We start from the raw sequence: 18974 nt of genomic DNA, 5'->3' as shown, positions 1-18974 counted from the left end.
CACGGCTTCGTCTTTGTACTCAGGAGTGAACTCCCGACGTGTGTTTCCCATGTGAACATTCTCTCTTGTGAGGTGTCCAGTCAACGGGGGCAGGGCCACGCCGACCATTGTGCTTGATCGGTGCGCCTCCATCTCGGATCCAACCTGATAACTGTTGCCCGCTGCCAGGTCGAACACACGCCCGTCATCGAGTTCGGTGCGCACTGATCCTTCGAGCACGAGCAGCAGGTGCCCGCGGGTGCACCAATGGTCGGCGACGTAACCGGGCGTGTACTCGACCATCCGCAGACGCGTGTCGCCGATCTGCACAGTGCGCCAGTGCGCTTCGCCGGTGAGGCCGCTGTGCACCGTGTGGTCGAGGGCGTTCCAGTTGAGTGTGGAGAAGGGGTGCTCGACGAATTCCATCACCGCAGCCTATAGCCGCGCTCATGACGCGACCGCCAGGTCTTCTCTCGCCAGGCCGACCAGCGGCAGACTCGCTTCGCTGACTGGCATCACGCCCGTGCCCTGGAGCTCGGCGATCGTTGCTGCGATCTCTGCATCCGGGTTCTGCGCGTCGAGCCGCCCCGCTCAGCATTCACACTTTTCTCGTCAGGTACAGTTCAAAGGGGGTAATCGGCGGCGCCAGAGGGACTGCTGCTCAACACGGAGATGACATGAGGCAGGACCGCACGGCACGCCGGATGGCGAGCCATTCCACCCCATCAGCCGTCCTAGCTTTTGTGGCCTTTGCCGTGCTGCTCGCGGGCGTGCTCACAATGCACTCGGAGGTGACCGCGCACGACGTGCAGGGGTCTCCAACGGCGTCGGCAACTATGTCACTCTCACTCGGTTCCGGCCACAGCGACGACGTCCTGGCAGCTACAGATATGGCGGTGCCCGTAGCCGCCGGTCTCACGACGGGCACGCACGACGACATTCTTGAACGAGTTTTGCTCGCCCTGGCCTCCGTTCTGATGCTCGCGCTCGTGGTCTCGGGGTTCCTCGCACGGCGCCCGGCCACACTTGGCTGGCTCCGCGATGCCGATGGCCATACACCGGATCTTGTGCGTGCTGCACCCCTGTCGATTCACTGCCCCAGCCTCACCCTGCTCTCGATCAGCCGCGTCTAATACCGCAGCGCTCTGGTGGCCCCACCGGGGTGCACGAGCGCAGTCGTGGGCCACAGCGTGAACCGCTCGCGACCGGAATCCCCCGCTGGCAGCTGCCCGCCAGCGGGAAACCAAAACTTTCTCTTCGAATCATGTACAAGGACGCCACCATTTACTTCGCTCACTTTGCTCGACTAGCCGCTCTCGAACAGGCACTCTTCCGTGGATAGCAGCGGACACGTGGCCACAGCACCCGTTGCCGCCACGGCGGTGCCTCTTCTCTCGCGGCGCGATGCGCGTGCGATGGAGAATCGCATCCGCTCGAGTGTGTCCGATCGGCCTCTGCTGCGTCGCGAAACCGTACCATCGAGGCCGGCCCCGCGATCACCCCGCAAACGCGCCACCGCCGGTGGGGCCATGGTCATGATCGCGCTCTTTACCGTCGGCGCTACCCTGCCCGCTCTCGCCACACCCTCGAATCTGGCGGCCACATCGAACGGGGCGACCGCATCCGTCAGTGGGTCGGTCACCAGCCAAACGTCGCAAACTCTCAGCGTGACCAACACAGCCGCGGTTCCGCTTGTGCGAGATGGATTCGCCGTCAGCGACATTCCCGTTCCGGCCTCGTACACGGAGATTGCCAGCAACGGATCGTGGGCCAGTCTGGACGCGAGCCAGCTCAGTAAAGAGGGCTGGGCGTTGCCCGTGCTCGGCAGAATTTCCAGCTCCTACGGCCCTCGCCCCGACCGTCCCGTTGACGGCGTCGGTGGTCACCATAACGGCACCGACATTGCCGCGTCGTGCGGGCAGCCGGTGTTCGCCGCTGCCGGGGGCATCATTGTGGATTCGGGCTATCAGGGCTCCTACGGCCAGTGGGTACTCATCGACCACGGCGATGGCGTTCAGACCGGGTACGCACACAACAGCAAACTGCTCGTCGATTCGGGGGAATCAGTCGCCGCTGGCGAAATTATCGCCCTCGTTGGTTCGACGGGACTGTCAACCGGTTGTCACGTTCATTTCGAAACCCGTGTCGACGGAAATCAGGTCGATGCCCAGCAGTTCATGCTGTCCAAAGGAATCTCTCTTGACGGAGCCGGGACTTCTGCCCACTGAGAAGAGTCGCTGAGAAGATTCACTGAGACGACACACGCAGCCCGCTCCGACCAGTCAGAGTGCCGCTGCAGCGACGACTTCGACCGTGAAACCTTCGTCGTTTTCGAAGTACGCGGCGTGGTGGTCGCGGCCTCCTGCGTAGGGGTACCGATCCGCGTACAACGCGCGCCATCCATGAGCGGATGCCTGACCAACGATGCGGTCAACGTCAGCCGCCGTTCCTCCGATGTGATGCACCCCAGTTGCCATGCCACCATCGTTTCATGAACGCCACGGATGCCCGCTCCCTGACTGGCCCTTGGGATCAATCGGCGGATGGCTGTTCCATCCGTTCCATGATTGCAGGCCCGGGATCGGTGGGCCCGCGGCCGAGTAAATCGCGGAGGTCGTGTGTCGTGCGGGAGAGAAACCCATGCGCCCCGCACGAGTAGATCGACAGGAGCATCGCCGGCTGAAAGGGCAGCAATCCACCCGCCTCCAAGGCGGCACGGCGACTACCCAGAGTGTCCGGGCGGTAGACCAGACCGGCGGCCTCGGCGATTTGGTCTACCGTGATGGCGCGCGCCCCGACCAGGTCGTAGACCCGATTAATGTGGCGATCAGGTTCCGAGGCCACGTTGGCGGCGGCCTCCGCCAAGTCAGCGCGTGTCACGACGGCCACGGCACCAGAGCCAAATGGCGCCGTGATGACACCCTCGCTCGGCGCGAGCAGGGATCCGAAGAGTTCGGCGTAGAGGCCGTTGCGCAGAATGGTCCAGCGCAGAGAGCTGCCTGCCAGCCGACGTTCAGTCCAGCGATGCGCGAGCGCAAAGCCCAGATGATCCCCGTCGGTGGCGACGCTGGTGTAAATCAGGTGCTGCACTCCGTCGCGTTCCGCGGCCGCCACGACGTTCTCATGCCGCGCAATCACCACGTCGTCCTCGCCATAACCAGCGGAGACCATCACGACCGTGGCGATGCCGGTGAAGTCCAGAGAGTCAGGTTGATCGAAGTCGACGCGCCGCTGTTCGCTGCCCGCAGCCGGTTGTCGCGTTGCCGCAATCACTGCCTGGCCGGCGCCAACCAACCGTTCCACGATGGCGCGGCCCAGCTCGCCGGATGCTCCGGTAACCAAAATCATCTGATTTGTCCCCTCGGTGGTTCTGAACAGTAACTAGACTCATCCTCGGTAACTCCCGCGCACTGTACAAGGAGGCACTTTCGTGTCAGACAGTCACATTCAGGTAACCGCCTCCCTCGATCCGTGTGGCCTGGACGAGCATCCGGACTGCGGAATCCGTGACGTCCTCACCCGAGTGGGCGACAAATGGTCGGTGCTCGTCATTGTTGAACTCGCCTCGGGCGTTCGCCGGTTCCGCGAACTACAACGCGGCATCGACGGAATATCCCAGCGGATGCTGACCCTCACGGTACGCAGACTGGAACGAGACGGCCTCGTCACCCGTACCGTATTTCCCACCGTCCCCGCGCAGGTCACATACGAGCTGACGGCGCTGGGCAACAGCCTGACGCACCTCGTCAAACAACTCGCCGACTGGTCACTCGACCATCGCGAAACCATTGCACGAGCCCGAGCCGATTACGACGCCCACCACCCCGACCACGAGATTCGCTGAAAACTGGCCGCCCGGGCGGTGTCCTCTACGGGGCACTCGTGGGAGTGGGCACGTCTGCGGGCTGATCGTCATCCCAGACCAGGATGTCGCCCGGCTGGCAGCGCAGAACGCGGCAGATTGCGTCGAGTGTTGTAAAGCGGATGGCGCGAGCGCGGCCGTTTTTGAGCACTGCGACGTTGGCCGGCGTGATTCCGACTGCCGCCGCAAAGTCCCCGACGGACAGGCCACGTTCGACCAGGAGGCGATCGATGAGAATCCGTACGGCCACAACTACACGACCTCGTCGAGTTCGACCCGCATGAGGACGGCCCGGCGCAACAGCGAACGAAGAACGCTCAGAACGAGAAAAAGTGTGATTCCTACCAGCACGCTGCCGAGAATGAGCAGGCCGAGTACCGGCGGGCCCGGAATGAAGGGCAGCAACGTCGCGGTGAGGACAGTTGCAACGATGACCGTATTGACGAGCAGGTCGACCATTCGTGCCGCGGCGCGATCGAAGATCTGGTCCAGACGGATATACCCGACCAACATGGCTGTCGCGGCGAGCACTGTTTCTGCACAGACGCAGATGGCGAAGGCCAGTACGAGGAGCGGTATCTGCAGATTGGCGAACTCAGGATTATCGCGAGCGAGGGAATCGGAAACGGGGTACAGCGCGATTCCGACGCCGAGGATGAGGGCGCCCAGAAGGCCGAGCCCTATCCACGTCACCACTGTCGCCATCAACGTGGGTCGAGGGTTGTAGGAGGAGATCATCTATCGATTATCAATAGCTTTCTATTGAATGTCAACAGATTAAGCGAACTCGCAAGGCGCCGGGAATCCGCTCTGCCAGGTGAAGCCCGCGCGCACGCGGTCGGGCGAGACCTCGTCGTAGATCATCCGGGGGAAACCGGGCGGCTTGGCTCGTATCGTGTATTTCTTATGAACAACCGCCGCCGAGCCTCGTGTCGATACGGCCAGAATGGCGGGATTCCACTCCGGCAGCCGCCGAATATCAGCGCCAAGCGTGCAATCGTCACTCGTGGTGCCGTGGTAATTCGACGACCGGAATTTCGCATGATTGCTCCATGTCCCTGGCTCAGGAAACTGCGTCGAGAACGGATGCGCTCCAGGCATCGGCGGTTACGTCGCGCGGATTCGTGACTGCGCGGTCCCATACCGCGCACGCCGTTTCAGTACCACGGCCATGTTCCTGACTCGTTCAGCATCCGTGGCAGTCATTTCGGCGACAAGCCCGAGGCAATGGGCGGTGTCGGCAGCACTGCAATGGGGATGGCGTTGTCGATGAGCACGACTGCGATAGCGGCGGCGACGGTGAAAGTGTCGGCGTTGAGGACTCGACTGCGGGCCGAGGCGCCGTCCAGGAGCAATGCCAGTTGCTCGCCAAGCCATTCAGGGTCGTTGGCGCCGGCCTCTCGGGCCGTTTCGGCAAGCCGAGTCGCGAATGCCTTCTTGTAGTCGCGGGCAAATATGCGTGCTGGATGGCCCGCGTCCTGAATTTCGACGGCTGCTCCGATGAATGGACACAGCGGAGAGTGAATGTCGAAGACGGCGAGGAGTCGCTCGCGGGGTGCAAGGTCGGTGCGGTCGAAGACCTCGGGCAGCACGTCGGGGTCGAATCGGCGCAGGTATTCGGCGACCAGCTCGTCTTTGCCGGCGAAGTGCTGGTAAAGCGTGCGCTTGGACACTCCGGCCACCGCGCAGAGCTGGTCTACGCCGGTGCAGTTGATGCCTTGATCGGGAAACAACTGCTGTGACGCGCCGAGGATGCGCTCCCGTGCGCCTCTGCCGCTGCGGAGGCCCAGCGGCCCCTTTTCCAACTCGGTCATGCACCCCAGCGTACTCCCGTTGGTACCGACCGGTGTGCTTAGCTTGACATCCCGCGCACGCACCGGTTACGTTAAGTACGCAGATCGGTGTACTTAACATCAACACCAGCCAACCGACACCTTTAATAGATCACAAGGGAACACACGTCATGACCACGATTACCATCATCGGCTCGGGCAATATGGCCACCGCCATCGGCACCCGCGCGGCGAAGCACGGCCACACCGTCGAACTCATGAGCCGCAACACCGAGAAGGCTCAGGCGCTCGCCGACCAGATCGGCAGCAGAGCCACCGTGGGAACGTTCGGTGCCAAGCCGGCCGGTGACATCGTCCTTCTGGCCGTGCTCTACGCTGGCGCGGTCGACGTTGTCGAGCACTACGGCGAGGCCCTCGCCGGCAAGATCCTCGTCGACATCACGAATCCGTTCAACGCCGACGCAAGTGGAGTCGTGACCACGCCGGGCAATTCGGTGGCCCAGCAGATTGCCGTCGCCGCCCCCGAGGGCGCACACGTCGTGAAGGCATTCAACACGATCTTTGGTGGCGTCATTGCTGAAGACAAGCCGGTGGATGTCTTCTTCGCCGGCGACAGCGCCGAGGCGAAGGCACGCGTCGCCGCGTTCCTGGAGAGCCTGGACATGCGGGCCCTCGACGCAGGAGCGCTCGAAATGGCCCACGCCCTTGAATGGGCCGGCATCCTTCTGGTGGGCCTGGCCAACAACGGCGCCGGCTTCGACATCGCCTTGGGCGCCGCGGTACTCTGACGCGTCTCCCTCACGAGAAGTTCAGCTCACTGTGGCGCTGAAGATGCAATCACTCCTGTGCGATGCGGCCCTTGCGAACGGTGCGAAGCACCAGAATCCACAGTACGGCGGAGAAGAGAAGCAGTATCGCGGCACCCTGCGGTTGGCCGGCCCAGAACCACGCAATGCCGTTGGCATCAAAAGTGAACATTGCAGCGATTGCCAGCGAGAGCACGGCTGGGCTGAACAACGGAGAGCGAAACCAAGTCATTGGATACTCCTTCTAGAGTGTGAACCCAGCGTAGTGGCCGCGGGTGGCACGATCTATGCGGAGGGGCATCGCGGAGGAAGCTGCAGGCGACGCATCCCCTCCAGCGCCGACCCCCCTGCTGTGCGGTGCGGGGTCTGTATCCATGGCCTTCGGAGCGTAGCGCAGCCTTGGGACCCACGCCTGCCCTCGAGCGAGGGGTTATCCAGGTGCAGGATTGACTCGGCGAGTCACAACATTCGCCGGCGGGACGCGTTCGACGGCGTCACGGTCGCCCTCTACGAATCAGTGGCACGCGGCGACCGGCTGCGGCCGTCAAGCGGATACGCCGGCAAGTCGACGCCTGCTCACCCAGTCAGAAACTCCTGTCACGAACCGCCCTCGCGCCGAAGCATTTTCTCGCGGATCCGGCACTGGCTGCGCGCCTGCTGGGACTCGACGAGGCCAAACTGATGTCAGCGAGTCCGCCCGGACCAACACTGGCGACCGGGCTCGCCTCGGCGATTTCTTTGAAGCACTCGTGGCTCTCAGCCTCCACATCTATGCGGCAGCGAACGACGCGAAGGTGTCACACTTCCGTGACCATGACGGACGGCACGAGATCGACTTCATCATCCACCGAGGAGACGAAGAAGCTATCGGCATTGAAGTCAAGCTCAAATCCGCAATCACCGACCACGACGTTCGGCATCTGCTCTGGCTGAAGAAGTCGCTCCCCAACCACATCGTCGACCTCGTCGTCATCAACACGGGCACCCACGCGTATCGTCGACAGGATGGCGTGGCGGTCATCCCGCTCGCCTTACTCACCGCCTGAAGGACGATGCGCGCCAGAACTACTGAAGCAGCTCACGGCACGCTACTCACACGAAGCGTCCATGGGGAACCCCAACCGAGACACGAGAATGCGCCGTAACGCTACTCACGCAGGCGGACTATCCAGCCGACGACCTTTCCGTGATGACCGCGCGACTGGCGAAAGCTCAGCACACTGTGCTGTGTGGCGCCCCCTGTTTCCGGCACCAGAACACCGCGTTCCTTTGGATCCTTCGACGGGTGATAGCGAACCGAGATCTGATCAATTCGGGCAACGCGACCGGACAGCTGCGTCCGATCCGATTGGCCGGAAGAGTCGCGGACGGCGTCGGCATAGGTGTCGAGCTGCAAGGGGATAGTGCGGCGGCCCGCGAACAGGCGGGATACCCAGTTCTGGTCCATGGGCACCAGCGACCAGTCGACGTGTTGGTCAAGTACAACGTCCAAACTGTCCTCGGCAACCTGCCATTCCGTGAACCACACGTCGGTTTCGCGGGGTTCCTGGCTCGGGACGATGTCCTCCGGCTCGGCCACCTCCACGTCGACCCGATCGATTGGCTCATAGGTGCCGATGTAGCGCACCCGAACACCGGTATCGCGCTTGCTCTCCTTATTCGAAACGGGCGTGAGCTGGCTTCCAAGATCCTTCATGGCACCAGACTAGGAACCCCCTTGCAACATTGCAATCTGCCGGGCCATCCCCTCACTGATCTCAGAACATGTCAGAAAATGGGCCCGCAAACGGATCCCTCCCTGTGCTGTAGTCCTGCCAGCACCTCAATGCCGTCAGGTCCGCTCGATCAAGTGGCGCTCGACGGGGAGCCACAGTTCGCAGGTGACCGTGCTGAAGTTGTCAGCGCGGTCTCGTACCGCGACGATGGATGGCCCGGGTCGGAGCCGATAGTCTCCCACTCAACGGCGCGCCCGAGTGTGGGGATGGCGTCGGCCCTCGTGACCTCGAAGTTCAGCCACTTCGCGTCCCACCCATGCTTGTAGGCGACCCGCTCGGCGGCGGCGGCGACGACGGACTCGTCCGAGCCGGAATCGATGTGCAGGACATCTAGGTACTCCGTCATCCCACGGTCGAAGTAGCGTAGAGCGAGCGCCGCACCGCCTACGAGCCGGATGCCCGCAACCTCGCCTACATCGCGAAGCTCGGCGACGCGATCACTCAGGCCGCTGATGATCGCGGCACGATCGAGCGCAGTGCCGGTCATCACACGCTCGCGAAGGTATCCGCCCAGGCGAGGACGCCACGTTCGGCGAACTCGTTCGGCACATCCTCACGCTCGGGCGCCGGGTCGGCCGGGTCCACCCGGAAAACGACCGGTTCGATCAGTGCGCGATCGAGGTTGTTGACCCAGCCAGGCAACGGAATGTTCTCCTGATTGAGTCTCCATGCCACCAGAGCCGCAATCGCCGCGTCCCACACGCGGTCCCCGGTGCGCTCCGGCTCTGCCAGCCCCAGGATTCCTCGGACAAGTCCGTGCTCGGCGGTGAGATTGTCATTCAGCTGGAGGAGCGCCCGGAGGGCTCGGTCCGGGTCATTAGCGCGAAGATGGTGGCGGATCGCCTCTGCCGAGCGTGCGCAATTCTCGGACGAGAATCTGCCCGCCGACCACCCGGGCACTCAAAATGGCCCTCGTCCTCACCGGCTACGACCAATCACACTCGGCTCCGTGGTCATCACCTGCTCCCGCACCCGTTGACTCTTTTGTGTCGACGCAGGTCAGTAGGGCGGCATCAGCTCAATGAGGCGATTGACCCGGTCCACGATGGCCCGTGCCGCCGGAATTGCCTGGTCGACGTCGTCGACGCTCGCCGAGGGTCGGTCAACATCCGGGTACTGAGTCTCGTTGCGGAGTCGCCGCATCCAATCGAATTCGCGTATTTCTCGCTGTCGCGGTGGTTCCAGCTGAGCGATTGCAACCTCGAGCAAAACAGCGTGTGCTCCTTCGCCGCGCGCTTTGAGCCCTTGATTGACCAAGAGCGCGGCGAGCGCGAGGCGAGCGGCATCGTAGGTGAGCGTGAACGCACCGGCCGGGTCGAGGTCGCGGAGCATCGCCGCGGCTCTGAGGTGCACGCCAGCCTGCGTCAGATGTCGCTCGGCCAGTTCACGATTGGCGGAGACGCGAGTGAGTCGCCCCTGCTTGAGGAGGTGGTCGATCTCGGCTCGGCCGCGGTCCCACTGGTTGATCACGGTCAATTCTCCTGCAGTTCGAGGCCCACGAGAGGACGTTCACGGAGGGTACGCAAGAACGGATCGGCGTCGGCGCTCTCCCAGGAGGCGGGACTGACGATGCGAGGGTTGACCTCCCGGCCCAGGACGGTGCCGGCAATGCGCGCGGCTTCGTAGACCTCGCTGCGGGAAGGATTACCGACGATCAACACGTCGAGGTCGCCTGGCGCATCGCCGGGCTCACCCTCACGGCGCGCAGCCCAGGAACCGTAGATGTAGGCCTTCTCGATCCCGGCGATCCCCGCGAGGTGCTGGGGAATGACCACGGCCGGACCGTAGGACAGGGTCAATAGCTCGGCCAGGGGTCGAAAGGTAGGGGTGTCGCGGCGAACCTGCACCTCGACAGCCTGACCGCGCTTCTCTGTGCTGGCCAGGCCCATCTGCACAATCCGGGCGACTTCACGGTGAGCGCTCGCATACGGTGTTCGTGCTGCCCGCGCCAATTCGGCGACCGTGAACGTCCGATCGGCGTTCAAAAATAACCGGGCGAGGATTTCGCCCTGAGCATCCGAACGGAAAAGTGGGGTCAGAGCCGGCGCCTTAATATTCACATACGCGATAATACTATCGTTTATATGGACAAACAAGCCCGAGGCGCCAGTGCGCCAGCTGCCGTCTTCACGCTGCCTAGATCATCCCAGCGAGGTCGTACGTCGCACCGTCCCGTATGTCGCACCGTCCCGTATGTCGCACCGCCCCGTATGGGGAACCCCTTGCGGCACGAAACAACTTCCGGTTCTCCTACCGTGGCGGTCCCACCAGCTTTATGCGCGACGCAAAACTCGTGATCGAGAAAATAGCGATCAAAGCGAAGAACGGCATACTGCGCGGAGTCTAATCCGCTGAATCAACTCAGACTGTCGAAGATCTCCCCGCCGCGCCGGCGTGGGTCGGCGCGCAGGGGAAACCTCTCTCCGACAGATCGTCATCGGGCTGACCTCCATCACTCGATAGGGTGCAGAGATGGTATTGCATCCGATCAGAACCGTCCCGCACGTCATCGCTGAGCTGCCATCTCGCCAAGGCGGATCGATGACCGTGGGTGACTACCTGCCTCGTGGGCACGTTTCCTATGCGCGTGTCATGAACCCCATGCGCGACGACAGCGGCCGACCCCGCGCCTGGCGGACCTTTGCTGCGGAGCAGTCTGACGTGGACGCAATGGCGAAGTGGGCCGACCTTCTCGCCGACGAGCCGGACGTAGATGTCAAAGTCGGGACCATCGAACCCGCCGTGGCAGCAACGCTCGCCCGCCTGCTCCGCGACCACACCGCCACACCCACCGAGTGTTTCTTCCTTGTCTGGGAAGGATACGCCGACATGCGCGCGGACCTGCGAATGGCAGCAAGCATCATTCTCATGCCCGAGCGTCGCATGCACGTTCTCGCCGGCGACCTCGCAGACGGCGCGGAACCCTTTGAGGGGGTGGCCGGCGGAAGAAGTGCCCAGTGGTGGATACCCGCGGATGGTGTCTGGGCCGTCGGGAACGACCTCTACGGAGCGAGCGTTTACGTCTCAGGAACCGAAGAGCTGATCAGCGCCATTCTCGCCGCCGACGACATCGAGGCATACCGTGCCTCGGCATCGATGCAGATCGTCGCCGAGGAGTGGGCCTCCTAGATCTCCTGCGATCCCCTCGCTCTAGGTAGGTTCCCGTCAGCCGAAGGCTTAGCGGGATTTACGCGATCGAAGAGCCACCCGAGCGACAGGCACGACGACCAAGCCTCCGGCGCAAAGAAGCACCAGCCAGCTGCCAGTTCCCAAACCCACCCATAGACCGACCCCGAGAATCACCACACTGTAAACGATCCCGAAAATCCATATCCTGCGCCACGATGAACTGACCTGAGTTGCTGACATGCCGTCAGGCTATCTAAACGAAAGCAACGAGCGAGCACCCGCAAGCCGAACCTTGAGCGCGACTATCTGTTGGAGCTTTTAGTGCGACACGCGTCGAAGAACGCTCTCCCGCAGCACGCCCAGATCAAACTTAAATGACAATTATGCTTGACATTAAATGTCAATGATCCTTAACATATGTGTATGTGTCCCCACAACTCCGCTTCCGCCACGGCGAACCCGGTGCGGGAGCGCCGCAAGGAGCGGCGGATCACCCAAGCCGAGCTCGCCGAGCAGGTGAACGTGAGCCGCCAGACCATCATCGCCGTTGAACAAGGCGACTATGCCCCATCTGTGTATCTCGCGTTGAGGATCGCCCGTGCCCTCGGTGGGACCGTCGAAGAACTTTTCACGAACGAGACAGGAGCTGACACATGACGCGCAGACGAAACCTACTGGACCGATGGACAGAGCGGGTCATGGACCTCGATAGCCCGGCCTATGGCGACGAACGCGAACGCGCCGTGTCGATGGAGTCGAGTGCCTTCGGACTGACGGCCGGGCTCTACGTCGGACTCTTGGCAGCCCTCGCCGCCTCACTTTTCGGGCTCATTCTCCTGCCGGTTGTCATGCTGGTCGTGACCGTCGTGCCGTTGGTCGCGGCCTTGTGGTACGCGAGTCGGCGGAATGTCAACCTCCAGAGGCTCGCCGAGAACGTCGGCGCCCGATCGACAGTGGTCGGCATCACGATCTACGGCGTCGCGATGGTGCTGATCTTCGCCGCGATGACCTACACGGTACTCACAGGGGAGCCAATGCGGCCCACGCCATCGCTTGAAGTGACCCCCGACGAGGGGTTCCTGGGCGGAATAGCCCAAGGCGCGGTCATAGGCGGAATGATCGGCGGGCTTGCCGCCATCGTCGGAGGAGTGCACTCCTTCCGGCGCGTGAGCCGCCGACGCGCGGGGCGCGACCGCTGAGCGCTGTCCCAGTGACGGTGTTCGTTGCGCTCGTTGGCACGAAACGGGCGAGCGGCGGCGGCGGGCGGGCGAGTTTCTCCAGTTTTTAAAGTGCAACTCCCCTACGGGACGACACTCTCGATTGGCGGGTGACTGGTGAGGCTCACGACAATGGCCCGTCCTGGTGCGCGAGTCCAGCGGGTTCTCGGTCTGCTGCTCATGATCGAACTGAAATCATGGTCAGCGCGGCTTGTGACTGTGAGCGTTTGTGGCGACGTCCTGTGATCGCTATGTGGCGCATCTACCCGGTGGCCCAGAGCGGGTAGTCACCGGCTTGTATCCCCGGGGATGCAAGACGGCGAGATCGATCATGACAATCGCAAAAGCTGCACGGATACGGCAGATCCAAAGCGCTACCTCGTGAGGCGTGGCCCGACGCCCAGTGTGCTGAGCCTCAGTCGAGAACGCGCCATTCGCGTGCGAACTCATCGACGGTCTTGGTTTCGAGGTCGCGGCGCACGGTGTCCAAGAGGACGTGGGCATCGCCGACGTCAGCGGCAGTGCGTAGAACCTCGGCCCCGCTCGCGCGCCGGCGGATGACGAGGTCGGCATCGACCTCGACGTCACCCCATGCTGCGCGAACCAGTGCCCACGCCCGACGAAGCAAAAGTCGAGTGCGCGTGCCCAATGGCTCCTCGAGCTCTGCGATGAGGTGGTTTGACGCGCGATCCATTCCTATATCTTGTCGCATAGCGAAGCGCCCCGGCCAGTCCGACGTGTCTCGTGCCCTCAGCGTGTCGAAACCTATGGGATACGCGACAGAGTCGCGTGGAATGTCTGTCGGCAGGTGTCCCGTGTCAGCGGCTTCTAGCCATCAGAGCGGGCCGCGCCCTATTGTTGGCGAGTGAGCAATGAATCGCGGGTCATCGATCCGGTTACGCAGGTTGAACTACCGGTGCCTGCCTACGGCACTCCGGAAAGAGCAATTCGCCGGGCCGCTCTAAAGAGAGACGGACTTCTGCGGGCGATTCGGTTCTATCCCGATTACACGCATCCATGGCCGTTATGGGACGAAAGCGGTGACGTTTCCGCGGAGGATCTCGGGCTAAGCGATGCACTTCGGCAAGACCTACTTTGCTGGGGCGACGAGTGGGATACGACGTACCGGAATGACACCGGCTGGCCGAGTCTCGCCGCGCGGGATGTGTGGATGAACGAAGGGGATGACCTTGCCGAACGTGTCCAGCGTGAGGTCTGGGACATCGCCGATGTGAGAACCGAACACCGGGGATTTCAGGAATTTCGACCTTGACGCGAAACCGGACCCCGGGGCAGACCGGTACAACCAGGCCAAGGCCGGGCCAGCCGGGGGCGGTTCCCGCGACATGCCGCAGGAACATCGATTGTGGCCACCAAAGTGGCCACTTCACTCAAATTAGCAGTCTCCGGAAACAAAAATACCCTCTGATTTCCGCGGAAACCTGAGGGATTACTGCTGGGGTACCTGGACTCGAACCAAGAACAACTGATAGTCGAGGAGGAGGTTCGGCACACCGTCAAATGAGGCAAAATTCCGCGGAATTCCGCGGATGTCATGCCCTCGAGTGTACGCGCCAGAACGGAAAGCTACGGCCTAATTCTGGTCAGTTTATGGGTTTCTGGTTAGTTTCTGGTCACGTCGAAGTCGAGAAATACGGCGCCCCACGACACCGGCGAGGCAGGCCGTTTAGGCGTCCGGCTAGTAGTGTATTCCTGATCGACCGACCCGCCAACGTCAGGAGCAGCCAGCCCGGCTCTTTGCTCATTCGGGGAAAGCGCGGAGGGCGGCCGTGAGCTGGTCCGCTGCCGGGAGCAGTGCCCGATCCTCGTTCGTGAGCTGGTCGTAGGTATAGGCAGCGACGGCCGTGGGCGAGGAGGAACGTCCGAGCGCGAAAGGAACGGTGTGATCGCTCTTGCTTCCGCAAACGAGGATGCTGATGGTCGAGGCTATCAGATGGTCGGTGTGTGGACCTGCCGCCGTAACTTGTCATCGACCAGGGCCACATAGAAGTTCAGCTCCCCCGCCAACTCCGCCTGCAGGGGTGTCGCGGCCTTGTCCAGAATGGTGCGGATGTGTCCCCACGGCAATTGCGCCACAAGCTGTGGCACATGTGAACCAGAGCCCCAGGCGCTGACCATCGTCCGCATATACTGCAGATTGCGCAGAGAAAACCCCGTCATCTGAGGAAACTCGGCACGCAGGTCGTCAGCCAACCGCCGAATGACACCGGTACCCCATCCTTGGCGTTCCTGATGTTCCAGTACCTGATGGCCGATACCCCAATACAGATCGATCAATTCCGTGTTGACCCTGCGCTGAGCAGTAATCCTCGCCTCACGCACCCGACCTTTCAGCGCGGACAGAACCTCGGCGTAGCCGTCGGGAAGGCCAAAAATATCAACAGAGGTCATCCACCAGGATTACCCAGACCAAAAAGGTGGTTTCCCCTCCGTTCCTTTACCGAGACACGACTAGCGCGCGCACAGGTGAACGATAAGTCCCCGACGGCCTCGAACGCCCGAAAATCAACGGGCGGGAATCAAAATGGTCAGATGGCCGGGACAAAGCTGCCAATCACCCCTTGCAGGTCGAGGAGCCAGACGCTCCAGATGCCGGTCACCATGAGCACTCCGATGACGATGAGCAGAACGCCGCCGAACAGGTTGATCGCCCGAATGTGGCGCTTGAGAAAACGTACGGTGCCGGTCGCCCAGTTGAAGCCGAGCGCGATGAGCAGAAAGGGGATGCCGAGACCGAGCGAGTAGAACAGGGCCAGCAGACCGCCCTGCCAGGGAGAACCACTACTGAGGCTGAGCGAGTTGATTGCGGTGAGCGTCGGCCCCGTACACGGCGTCCAGCCGACGGCGAAAACAGCGCCGAGCAGCGGCGCTCCGGCCAGGCCCATCTTCGGGCGCCACGACGTTTTGATGGTGCGCTGCATCGCCCCGAACTGGCCGACGAAGACGAGCCCGAGCAGAATCACGACGACCCCGGCAATGCGGGTGATCAGGTCACGGTACTGATTGAGCCAGAATCCGGCCGCGCCGAAGACGACCCCGGTGAGCACGAAGATCACGGTGAAGCCCAGAATGAACAGGCCGACCCCGGCGAGCAACCGGTTGCGGCCTCGGCGGTCCCGCTTCGAGTCGGCCGTGCTGCCATCGGTGAAGCCGCCAATGTAGGCGAGATACCCGGGCACGAGCGGCAGGATGCACGGCGAGGCGAACGACACCAACCCGGCGAGCACCGCGATCGGAATCGCGAAATAGAGCTCGCCACTGAAGACGATCTCGCCGAAGGGGTTGTCCACGCCTAGCTGTCCTCCACGGGCGAGCCCTCGGCGATCGTGTCGGTGATCAGCGTCTCCAGGATCGACGCCTCGGGGATCGCACCCAAAATCCGGGCGGCCACCCGGCCCTCGGTGTCGAGCACGAGCGTCGTCGGCACCGCGTTGGGCGGAATGCTGCCGCTGAAGGCGAGCTGCATCGCGCCGTCGTCGACGTCGAGCACCGAGGGATAGGTGATCGAGTACGTCTCGCTGAAGGCGAGAGCGTTCGGGGCCTGGTCGCGCACGTTCACGCCGAGAAAGCTCGCGCCGTTGCCGTCGAACTGGGCGTTCAGGCTCTGCAGGTCGTCGGCCTCGGCCCGGCAGGGTGCGCAGCTTGCGTACCAGAAGTTCACCACGGTGACCTCGCCGAGATAGTCAGCGGATGCGACGGGGTCGCCCGTCTCGGTCAGGCCCGCGAAGTCGACGGGGTCGCCGCGATCATCCACGGCGATCTCGGTGATGCTGCCGTCGCCGGCGATGTAGCCCTTGCTGTCCCCCGAGCGGTACTGCTCGGCGAGCGGGTCTGAGGTGCAGCCGGTCAGCAGCAGGGCGGCCGCCGTGAGCCCGAGGAGGCCTGTGGCTGCTCGACGACTGGACGTGGATTTCATCGGATTCCCTTGCGTGAGAAGTGGTATGAAAAAGAATTCTGGCGACGGCTCACCCTGCAGCCGGCAGACGGAGTCGCTTGAGTAGCAGTGCGTTGACTGCGACGATGACGCTGGAGCCAGACATGGAGATGGCCGCGATTTCCGGGCTGAGCATGAGTCCCAGACTGGGATAGAAAACTCCGGCCGCGATCGGAAGCGCTATGACGTTGTAGCCGATGGCCCACCCCAGATTCTGACGCATCTTGCGGACTGTTCCCTTGCCGATCCGGAGCGCGATCGCGACGTCCAGCGGGTCGGAACGCATCAGGACCACATCGGCTGTCTCAATGGCAACATCGGTGCCCGCGCCGATGGCGATGCCGAGGTCTGCCTGGGCGAGAGCCGGGGCGTCGTTGACACCGTCACCGACCATCGCCACCCGCTTGCCGGCGGCCTGTAATTCGGCTACCTTCGCGGATTTATCCTGCGGGAGCACGTCCGCGATGACCGTATCGATTCCGAGTATCGCCGCGATTCTCTGCGCCGTCGCCTCGTTGTCCCCGGTCAGCATCGCGACCTCGATCCCAGCCTCGTGCAGCGCTGCGACAGCCGCTGCGGCGGTCTCTCGCGGTGCGTCGGCCAGGGCGATAACACCAGCCGCTTTTCCATCCACAGCGACCAAGACCGCGGTGCGTCCCGTCGAGGCCAGATCGTTTCTCTGTGCCAGGATCGGACCTATATCCACATTTTCCGCAAGCATGAGCTTGCGGTTGCCGACCAGCACCCGGCGACCGGTGACGGTGGCACCAGCCCCGTGCCCGGGCACGTTCCTGAACTGTGAGGCGGAAAGTTTTTCTGCGCCGTTCTCGTCGGCATAGTTCACGACCGCGCCCGCCAGAGGATGTTCCGACTCGCGTTCAACCGCCGCCACCAGCGCGAGCAGCTCGGATCGTGAAATCCCTGCCGCGATGAAGTCGGTCACTTCGGGTTGCCCCTTGGTGAGAGTGCCGGTCTTGTCGAGGATTACCGTGTCGATATGCGCCGCGGTTTCCAGCGCTGTGGCGTTCTTGAAAAGCACCCCGCGTTTGGCGCCCAGCCCCGTACCAACCATGATCGCCGTCGGCGTGGCGAGTCCGAGAGCATCGGGGCAGGTGATGACCACCACAGTGATGGCGAAGAGCAGAGCTGCTTGCACGGTGGCACCAGCGAGCAGCCACGCCGCGAACGTGGTGCTGCCACCGATCAAAGCAACGAGAACGAGCCAAAACGCCGCCCTGTCCGCCAGCCGTTGGCCGGGCGCTTTGGAATTCTGAGCTTCCTGGACGAGGGCGACAATCTGAGCCAGAGCGGTTTCCGCCCCGACTTTCGTGGCCCGCACTCGCAGGGTCCCGGTGGTGTTGACGGTGGCGCCGACAACACCGGAACCGACGGTCTTGGTGACGGGCAGGCTTTCGCCCGTGACCATTGACTCGTCGATTTCTGATTCTCCCTCCTCCACTGTCCCGTCGGTGGGGACTTTGGCCCCGGGACGCACGAGCATGAGGTCCCCGCGCAGCACCTCGGCGGTCGACACTTCAACGGGTTCGCCATCGCGGATGATAACGGCCCGTGGAGGTGCCAATTCGAGAAGCGTTCGAATGGAATCATTCGCTCCTCCTCTGGCGCGCATTTCGACCCAGTGGCCCAGCAGCACGAAAGCCGTCAACACGGTGGCCGCCTCGTAAAAGACTTCACCGCCGCCCGTGAGCGTCACGAAAAGGCTGTAGAGCCATCCGGCACCAACTCCGACGGCGACGAGCACCATCATGTCGAGGGTGCGGGCTCGCAAGGCCCGGACGGCGCCGTCGAAGAAGATCCATGCCGAGTAGAAGATCACCGGTAGCGACAAGATCAGGGCGAAAATATCATCGCGCAAGCCAAACGGTGCCGGCACCGCGAACCCGAACACTTCCCGTCCGATCGGCGACCAGAACGTAATCGCCACCGACAGGAACGCCGCAACGATGAAGCGATCGCGCATATCTCTGACCATCGACGCCATCGACATGCCGGCGTGGCTGCCACCGTGCCCCATGGCATCCTGGCTGGTCCGGACAGACGTGGGATGCCCGGCGTGAGCCCCAGCCCCGTCAGAACGACCGGCTCCGTGGCCGACCTCCTCCGCCGAATGATCGTGTGCGCCCGGCGCGCCAAGTGACGTGGCCACCGCCGAGCGGCGGCCGACCGCAGACACCATTTCGTCAGCGGGATCACAAATATGGTTGGGAACGGACTGTCCAGCGCAGTGATATCCGCACTCAACGATCCACGTTCGGAGATCCGCTTGCGAGGTCACCTCCGGGTCATAGGAAACGTTCGCGGTCTGAGCGACTGGATTAGCCTCGACGCTCAGGACGCCCGGCTGACGGCGCAGGGTCGACTCGACAATGGCCTTCGACGAGGCCCAGTGGACACCGACGACTTCGAGCACGACGGTTCGGGTTTGCATGTGCTGCTT

Annotated in this window: 26 protein-coding genes; 9 read left to right on the top strand and 17 right to left on the bottom strand. The window is 63.0% G+C overall.

Features of this window, described 5'->3' with window-relative positions:
• Window positions 1-405 (bottom strand): DHCW motif cupin fold protein (locus E3T55_RS20005; RefSeq protein ID WP_174775498.1); only part of this gene is annotated, 405 nt, incomplete at its 3' end.
• A gap of 410 nt (window positions 406-815) precedes the next feature.
• Between E3T55_RS20005 and E3T55_RS20000 the strand changes: the two genes are divergently transcribed.
• Entirely contained in the window at window positions 816-1112 is a 297-nt protein-coding gene (locus E3T55_RS20000) for a hypothetical protein (RefSeq protein WP_134521382.1), read from the top strand.
• Window positions 1113-1646: 534 nt separating this feature from the next.
• Window positions 1647-2207, top strand: a complete 561-nt coding sequence (locus E3T55_RS20420; protein ID WP_166791861.1) for a M23 family metallopeptidase — start codon at window positions 1647-1649, stop codon at window positions 2205-2207.
• 54 nt (window positions 2208-2261) lie between these two features.
• Here the strand turns inward: E3T55_RS20420 and E3T55_RS19990 are convergent, their stop codons facing one another.
• Both E3T55_RS19990 and E3T55_RS19985 read right to left on the bottom strand, forming a co-directional pair.
• Entirely contained in the window at window positions 2262-2456 is a 195-nt protein-coding gene (locus tag E3T55_RS19990) for a VOC family protein (protein WP_134521378.1), read from the bottom strand.
• A 55-nt stretch (window positions 2457-2511) separates the two neighbouring features.
• Window positions 2512-3327 (bottom strand): NAD(P)H-binding protein, encoded by an 816-nt coding sequence (locus tag E3T55_RS19985; protein ID WP_134521376.1) that lies wholly within the window; start codon window positions 3325-3327, stop codon window positions 2512-2514.
• A gap of 82 nt (window positions 3328-3409) precedes the next feature.
• Here E3T55_RS19985 and E3T55_RS19980 point away from each other — a divergent pair, with 82 nt between their 5' ends.
• The gene (locus E3T55_RS19980; RefSeq protein ID WP_134521374.1) at window positions 3410-3823 is read left to right on the top strand and encodes a winged helix-turn-helix transcriptional regulator; all 414 of its coding nucleotides are present in this window, start codon (window positions 3410-3412) and stop codon (window positions 3821-3823) included.
• Window positions 3824-3848: 25 nt separating this feature from the next.
• On the opposite strand, the gene E3T55_RS19975 is transcribed toward E3T55_RS19980, so the two are convergent.
• From E3T55_RS19975 to E3T55_RS19965, 3 genes are all read right to left on the bottom strand, one after another.
• Window positions 3849-4091, bottom strand: coding sequence for a helix-turn-helix domain-containing protein (locus E3T55_RS19975; protein ID WP_134521372.1), 243 nt, complete (start codon window positions 4089-4091; stop codon window positions 3849-3851).
• 2 nt (window positions 4092-4093) lie between these two features.
• Window positions 4094-4579 carry a DUF2975 domain-containing protein gene (locus E3T55_RS19970; RefSeq protein ID WP_134521370.1) on the bottom strand — a complete coding sequence of 162 codons (486 nt, stop codon included), beginning with the start codon at window positions 4577-4579 and terminating at the stop codon, window positions 4094-4096.
• Window positions 4580-5043: 464 nt separating this feature from the next.
• The gene (locus E3T55_RS19965) at window positions 5044-5655 is read right to left on the bottom strand and encodes a TetR/AcrR family transcriptional regulator (RefSeq protein WP_134521368.1); all 612 of its coding nucleotides are present in this window, start codon (window positions 5653-5655) and stop codon (window positions 5044-5046) included.
• A 149-nt stretch (window positions 5656-5804) separates the two neighbouring features.
• On the opposite strand from E3T55_RS19965, the gene E3T55_RS19960 reads away from it, so the two are divergent.
• Window positions 5805-6422, top strand: a complete 618-nt coding sequence (locus E3T55_RS19960) for an NADPH-dependent F420 reductase (protein ID WP_134521366.1) — start codon at window positions 5805-5807, stop codon at window positions 6420-6422.
• Window positions 6423-6471: 49 nt separating this feature from the next.
• Here E3T55_RS19960 and E3T55_RS19955 read toward each other — a convergent pair whose 3' ends face one another.
• Complete coding sequence (locus tag E3T55_RS19955; RefSeq protein ID WP_134521364.1) at window positions 6472-6672, bottom strand: hypothetical protein; 201 nt, start codon at window positions 6670-6672, stop codon at window positions 6472-6474.
• A 214-nt stretch (window positions 6673-6886) separates the two neighbouring features.
• Between E3T55_RS19955 and E3T55_RS20990 the strand changes: the two genes are divergently transcribed.
• Window positions 6887-7486, top strand: coding sequence for a DUF4143 domain-containing protein (locus E3T55_RS20990; protein WP_134521362.1), 600 nt, complete (start codon window positions 6887-6889; stop codon window positions 7484-7486).
• A gap of 101 nt (window positions 7487-7587) precedes the next feature.
• On the opposite strand, the gene E3T55_RS19945 is transcribed toward E3T55_RS20990, so the two are convergent.
• From E3T55_RS19945 to E3T55_RS19930, 5 genes are all read right to left on the bottom strand, one after another.
• The gene (locus tag E3T55_RS19945) at window positions 7588-8136 is read right to left on the bottom strand and encodes a DUF6578 domain-containing protein (RefSeq protein WP_134521361.1); all 549 of its coding nucleotides are present in this window, start codon (window positions 8134-8136) and stop codon (window positions 7588-7590) included.
• Between the two features lie 149 nt (window positions 8137-8285).
• The gene (locus E3T55_RS20415; RefSeq protein WP_166791858.1) at window positions 8286-8702 is read right to left on the bottom strand and encodes a hypothetical protein; all 417 of its coding nucleotides are present in this window, start codon (window positions 8700-8702) and stop codon (window positions 8286-8288) included.
• Window positions 8702-9115 carry a hypothetical protein gene (locus tag E3T55_RS19940; RefSeq protein WP_134521359.1) on the bottom strand — a complete coding sequence of 138 codons (414 nt, stop codon included), beginning with the start codon at window positions 9113-9115 and terminating at the stop codon, window positions 8702-8704. Before E3T55_RS19940 ends, E3T55_RS20415 begins: the two co-directional genes overlap by 1 nt.
• Window positions 9116-9214: 99 nt before the next feature.
• Window positions 9215-9685 carry a HEPN domain-containing protein gene (locus tag E3T55_RS19935; RefSeq protein WP_134521357.1) on the bottom strand — a complete coding sequence of 157 codons (471 nt, stop codon included), beginning with the start codon at window positions 9683-9685 and terminating at the stop codon, window positions 9215-9217.
• A 2-nt stretch (window positions 9686-9687) separates the two neighbouring features.
• Window positions 9688-10275 (bottom strand): nucleotidyltransferase family protein, encoded by a 588-nt coding sequence (locus E3T55_RS19930; protein ID WP_134521356.1) that lies wholly within the window; start codon window positions 10273-10275, stop codon window positions 9688-9690.
• Window positions 10276-10807: 532 nt separating this feature from the next.
• Here E3T55_RS19930 and E3T55_RS19925 point away from each other — a divergent pair.
• The 3 genes from E3T55_RS19925 (at window position 10808) to E3T55_RS19915 (ending at window position 12543) form a co-directional block, all read left to right on the top strand.
• On the top strand, window positions 10808-11344 hold the full coding sequence (locus E3T55_RS19925) for a hypothetical protein (protein WP_134521354.1): 537 nt from the start codon (window positions 10808-10810) through the stop codon (window positions 11342-11344).
• Window positions 11345-11767: 423 nt separating this feature from the next.
• Window positions 11768-12001: a helix-turn-helix transcriptional regulator gene (locus E3T55_RS19920; RefSeq protein WP_134521353.1), complete on the top strand. Its 234-nt coding sequence runs from the start codon at window positions 11768-11770 to the stop codon at window positions 11999-12001.
• A 41-nt stretch (window positions 12002-12042) separates the two neighbouring features.
• Window positions 12043-12543, top strand: a complete 501-nt coding sequence (locus tag E3T55_RS19915) for a hypothetical protein (RefSeq protein WP_241993173.1) — start codon at window positions 12043-12045, stop codon at window positions 12541-12543.
• Window positions 12544-12976: 433 nt separating this feature from the next.
• Here the strand turns inward: E3T55_RS19915 and E3T55_RS19910 are convergent, their stop codons facing one another.
• Window positions 12977-13255, bottom strand: coding sequence for a hypothetical protein (locus E3T55_RS19910; RefSeq protein ID WP_134521349.1), 279 nt, complete (start codon window positions 13253-13255; stop codon window positions 12977-12979).
• A 171-nt stretch (window positions 13256-13426) separates the two neighbouring features.
• Between E3T55_RS19910 and E3T55_RS19905 the strand changes: the two genes are divergently transcribed.
• A complete protein-coding gene (locus E3T55_RS19905) occupies window positions 13427-13834 on the top strand; it encodes a hypothetical protein (protein ID WP_134521347.1) in 408 nt (135 codons plus the stop codon).
• A 677-nt stretch (window positions 13835-14511) separates the two neighbouring features.
• Here the strand turns inward: E3T55_RS19905 and E3T55_RS19900 are convergent.
• The 4 genes from E3T55_RS19900 to E3T55_RS19885 all read right to left on the bottom strand — a co-directional run bounded on the left by E3T55_RS19900 (window position 14512) and on the right by E3T55_RS19885 (window position 18965).
• On the bottom strand, window positions 14512-14973 hold the full coding sequence (locus E3T55_RS19900) for a DUF1016 N-terminal domain-containing protein (RefSeq protein WP_241993172.1): 462 nt from the start codon (window positions 14971-14973) through the stop codon (window positions 14512-14514).
• Window positions 14974-15110: 137 nt separating this feature from the next.
• Window positions 15111-15872, bottom strand: a complete 762-nt coding sequence (locus tag E3T55_RS19895) for a cytochrome c biogenesis CcdA family protein (RefSeq protein WP_134521345.1) — start codon at window positions 15870-15872, stop codon at window positions 15111-15113.
• A 2-nt stretch (window positions 15873-15874) separates the two neighbouring features.
• Complete coding sequence (locus tag E3T55_RS19890) at window positions 15875-16498, bottom strand: TlpA family protein disulfide reductase (protein ID WP_134521343.1); 624 nt, start codon at window positions 16496-16498, stop codon at window positions 15875-15877.
• A gap of 49 nt (window positions 16499-16547) precedes the next feature.
• On the bottom strand, window positions 16548-18965 hold the full coding sequence (locus E3T55_RS19885; RefSeq protein ID WP_134521341.1) for a heavy metal translocating P-type ATPase: 2418 nt from the start codon (window positions 18963-18965) through the stop codon (window positions 16548-16550).
• Window positions 18966-18974 lie beyond the last annotated feature (9 nt).

Origin of the sequence: Cryobacterium frigoriphilum, from assembly GCF_004403305.1 — a bacterium.
GTDB lineage: Bacteria > Actinomycetota > Actinomycetes > Actinomycetales > Microbacteriaceae > Cryobacterium > Cryobacterium frigoriphilum.
The sequence above is the reverse complement of the archived record's forward strand: the minus strand, read 5'-3'. Positions and strand labels throughout refer to the sequence as shown.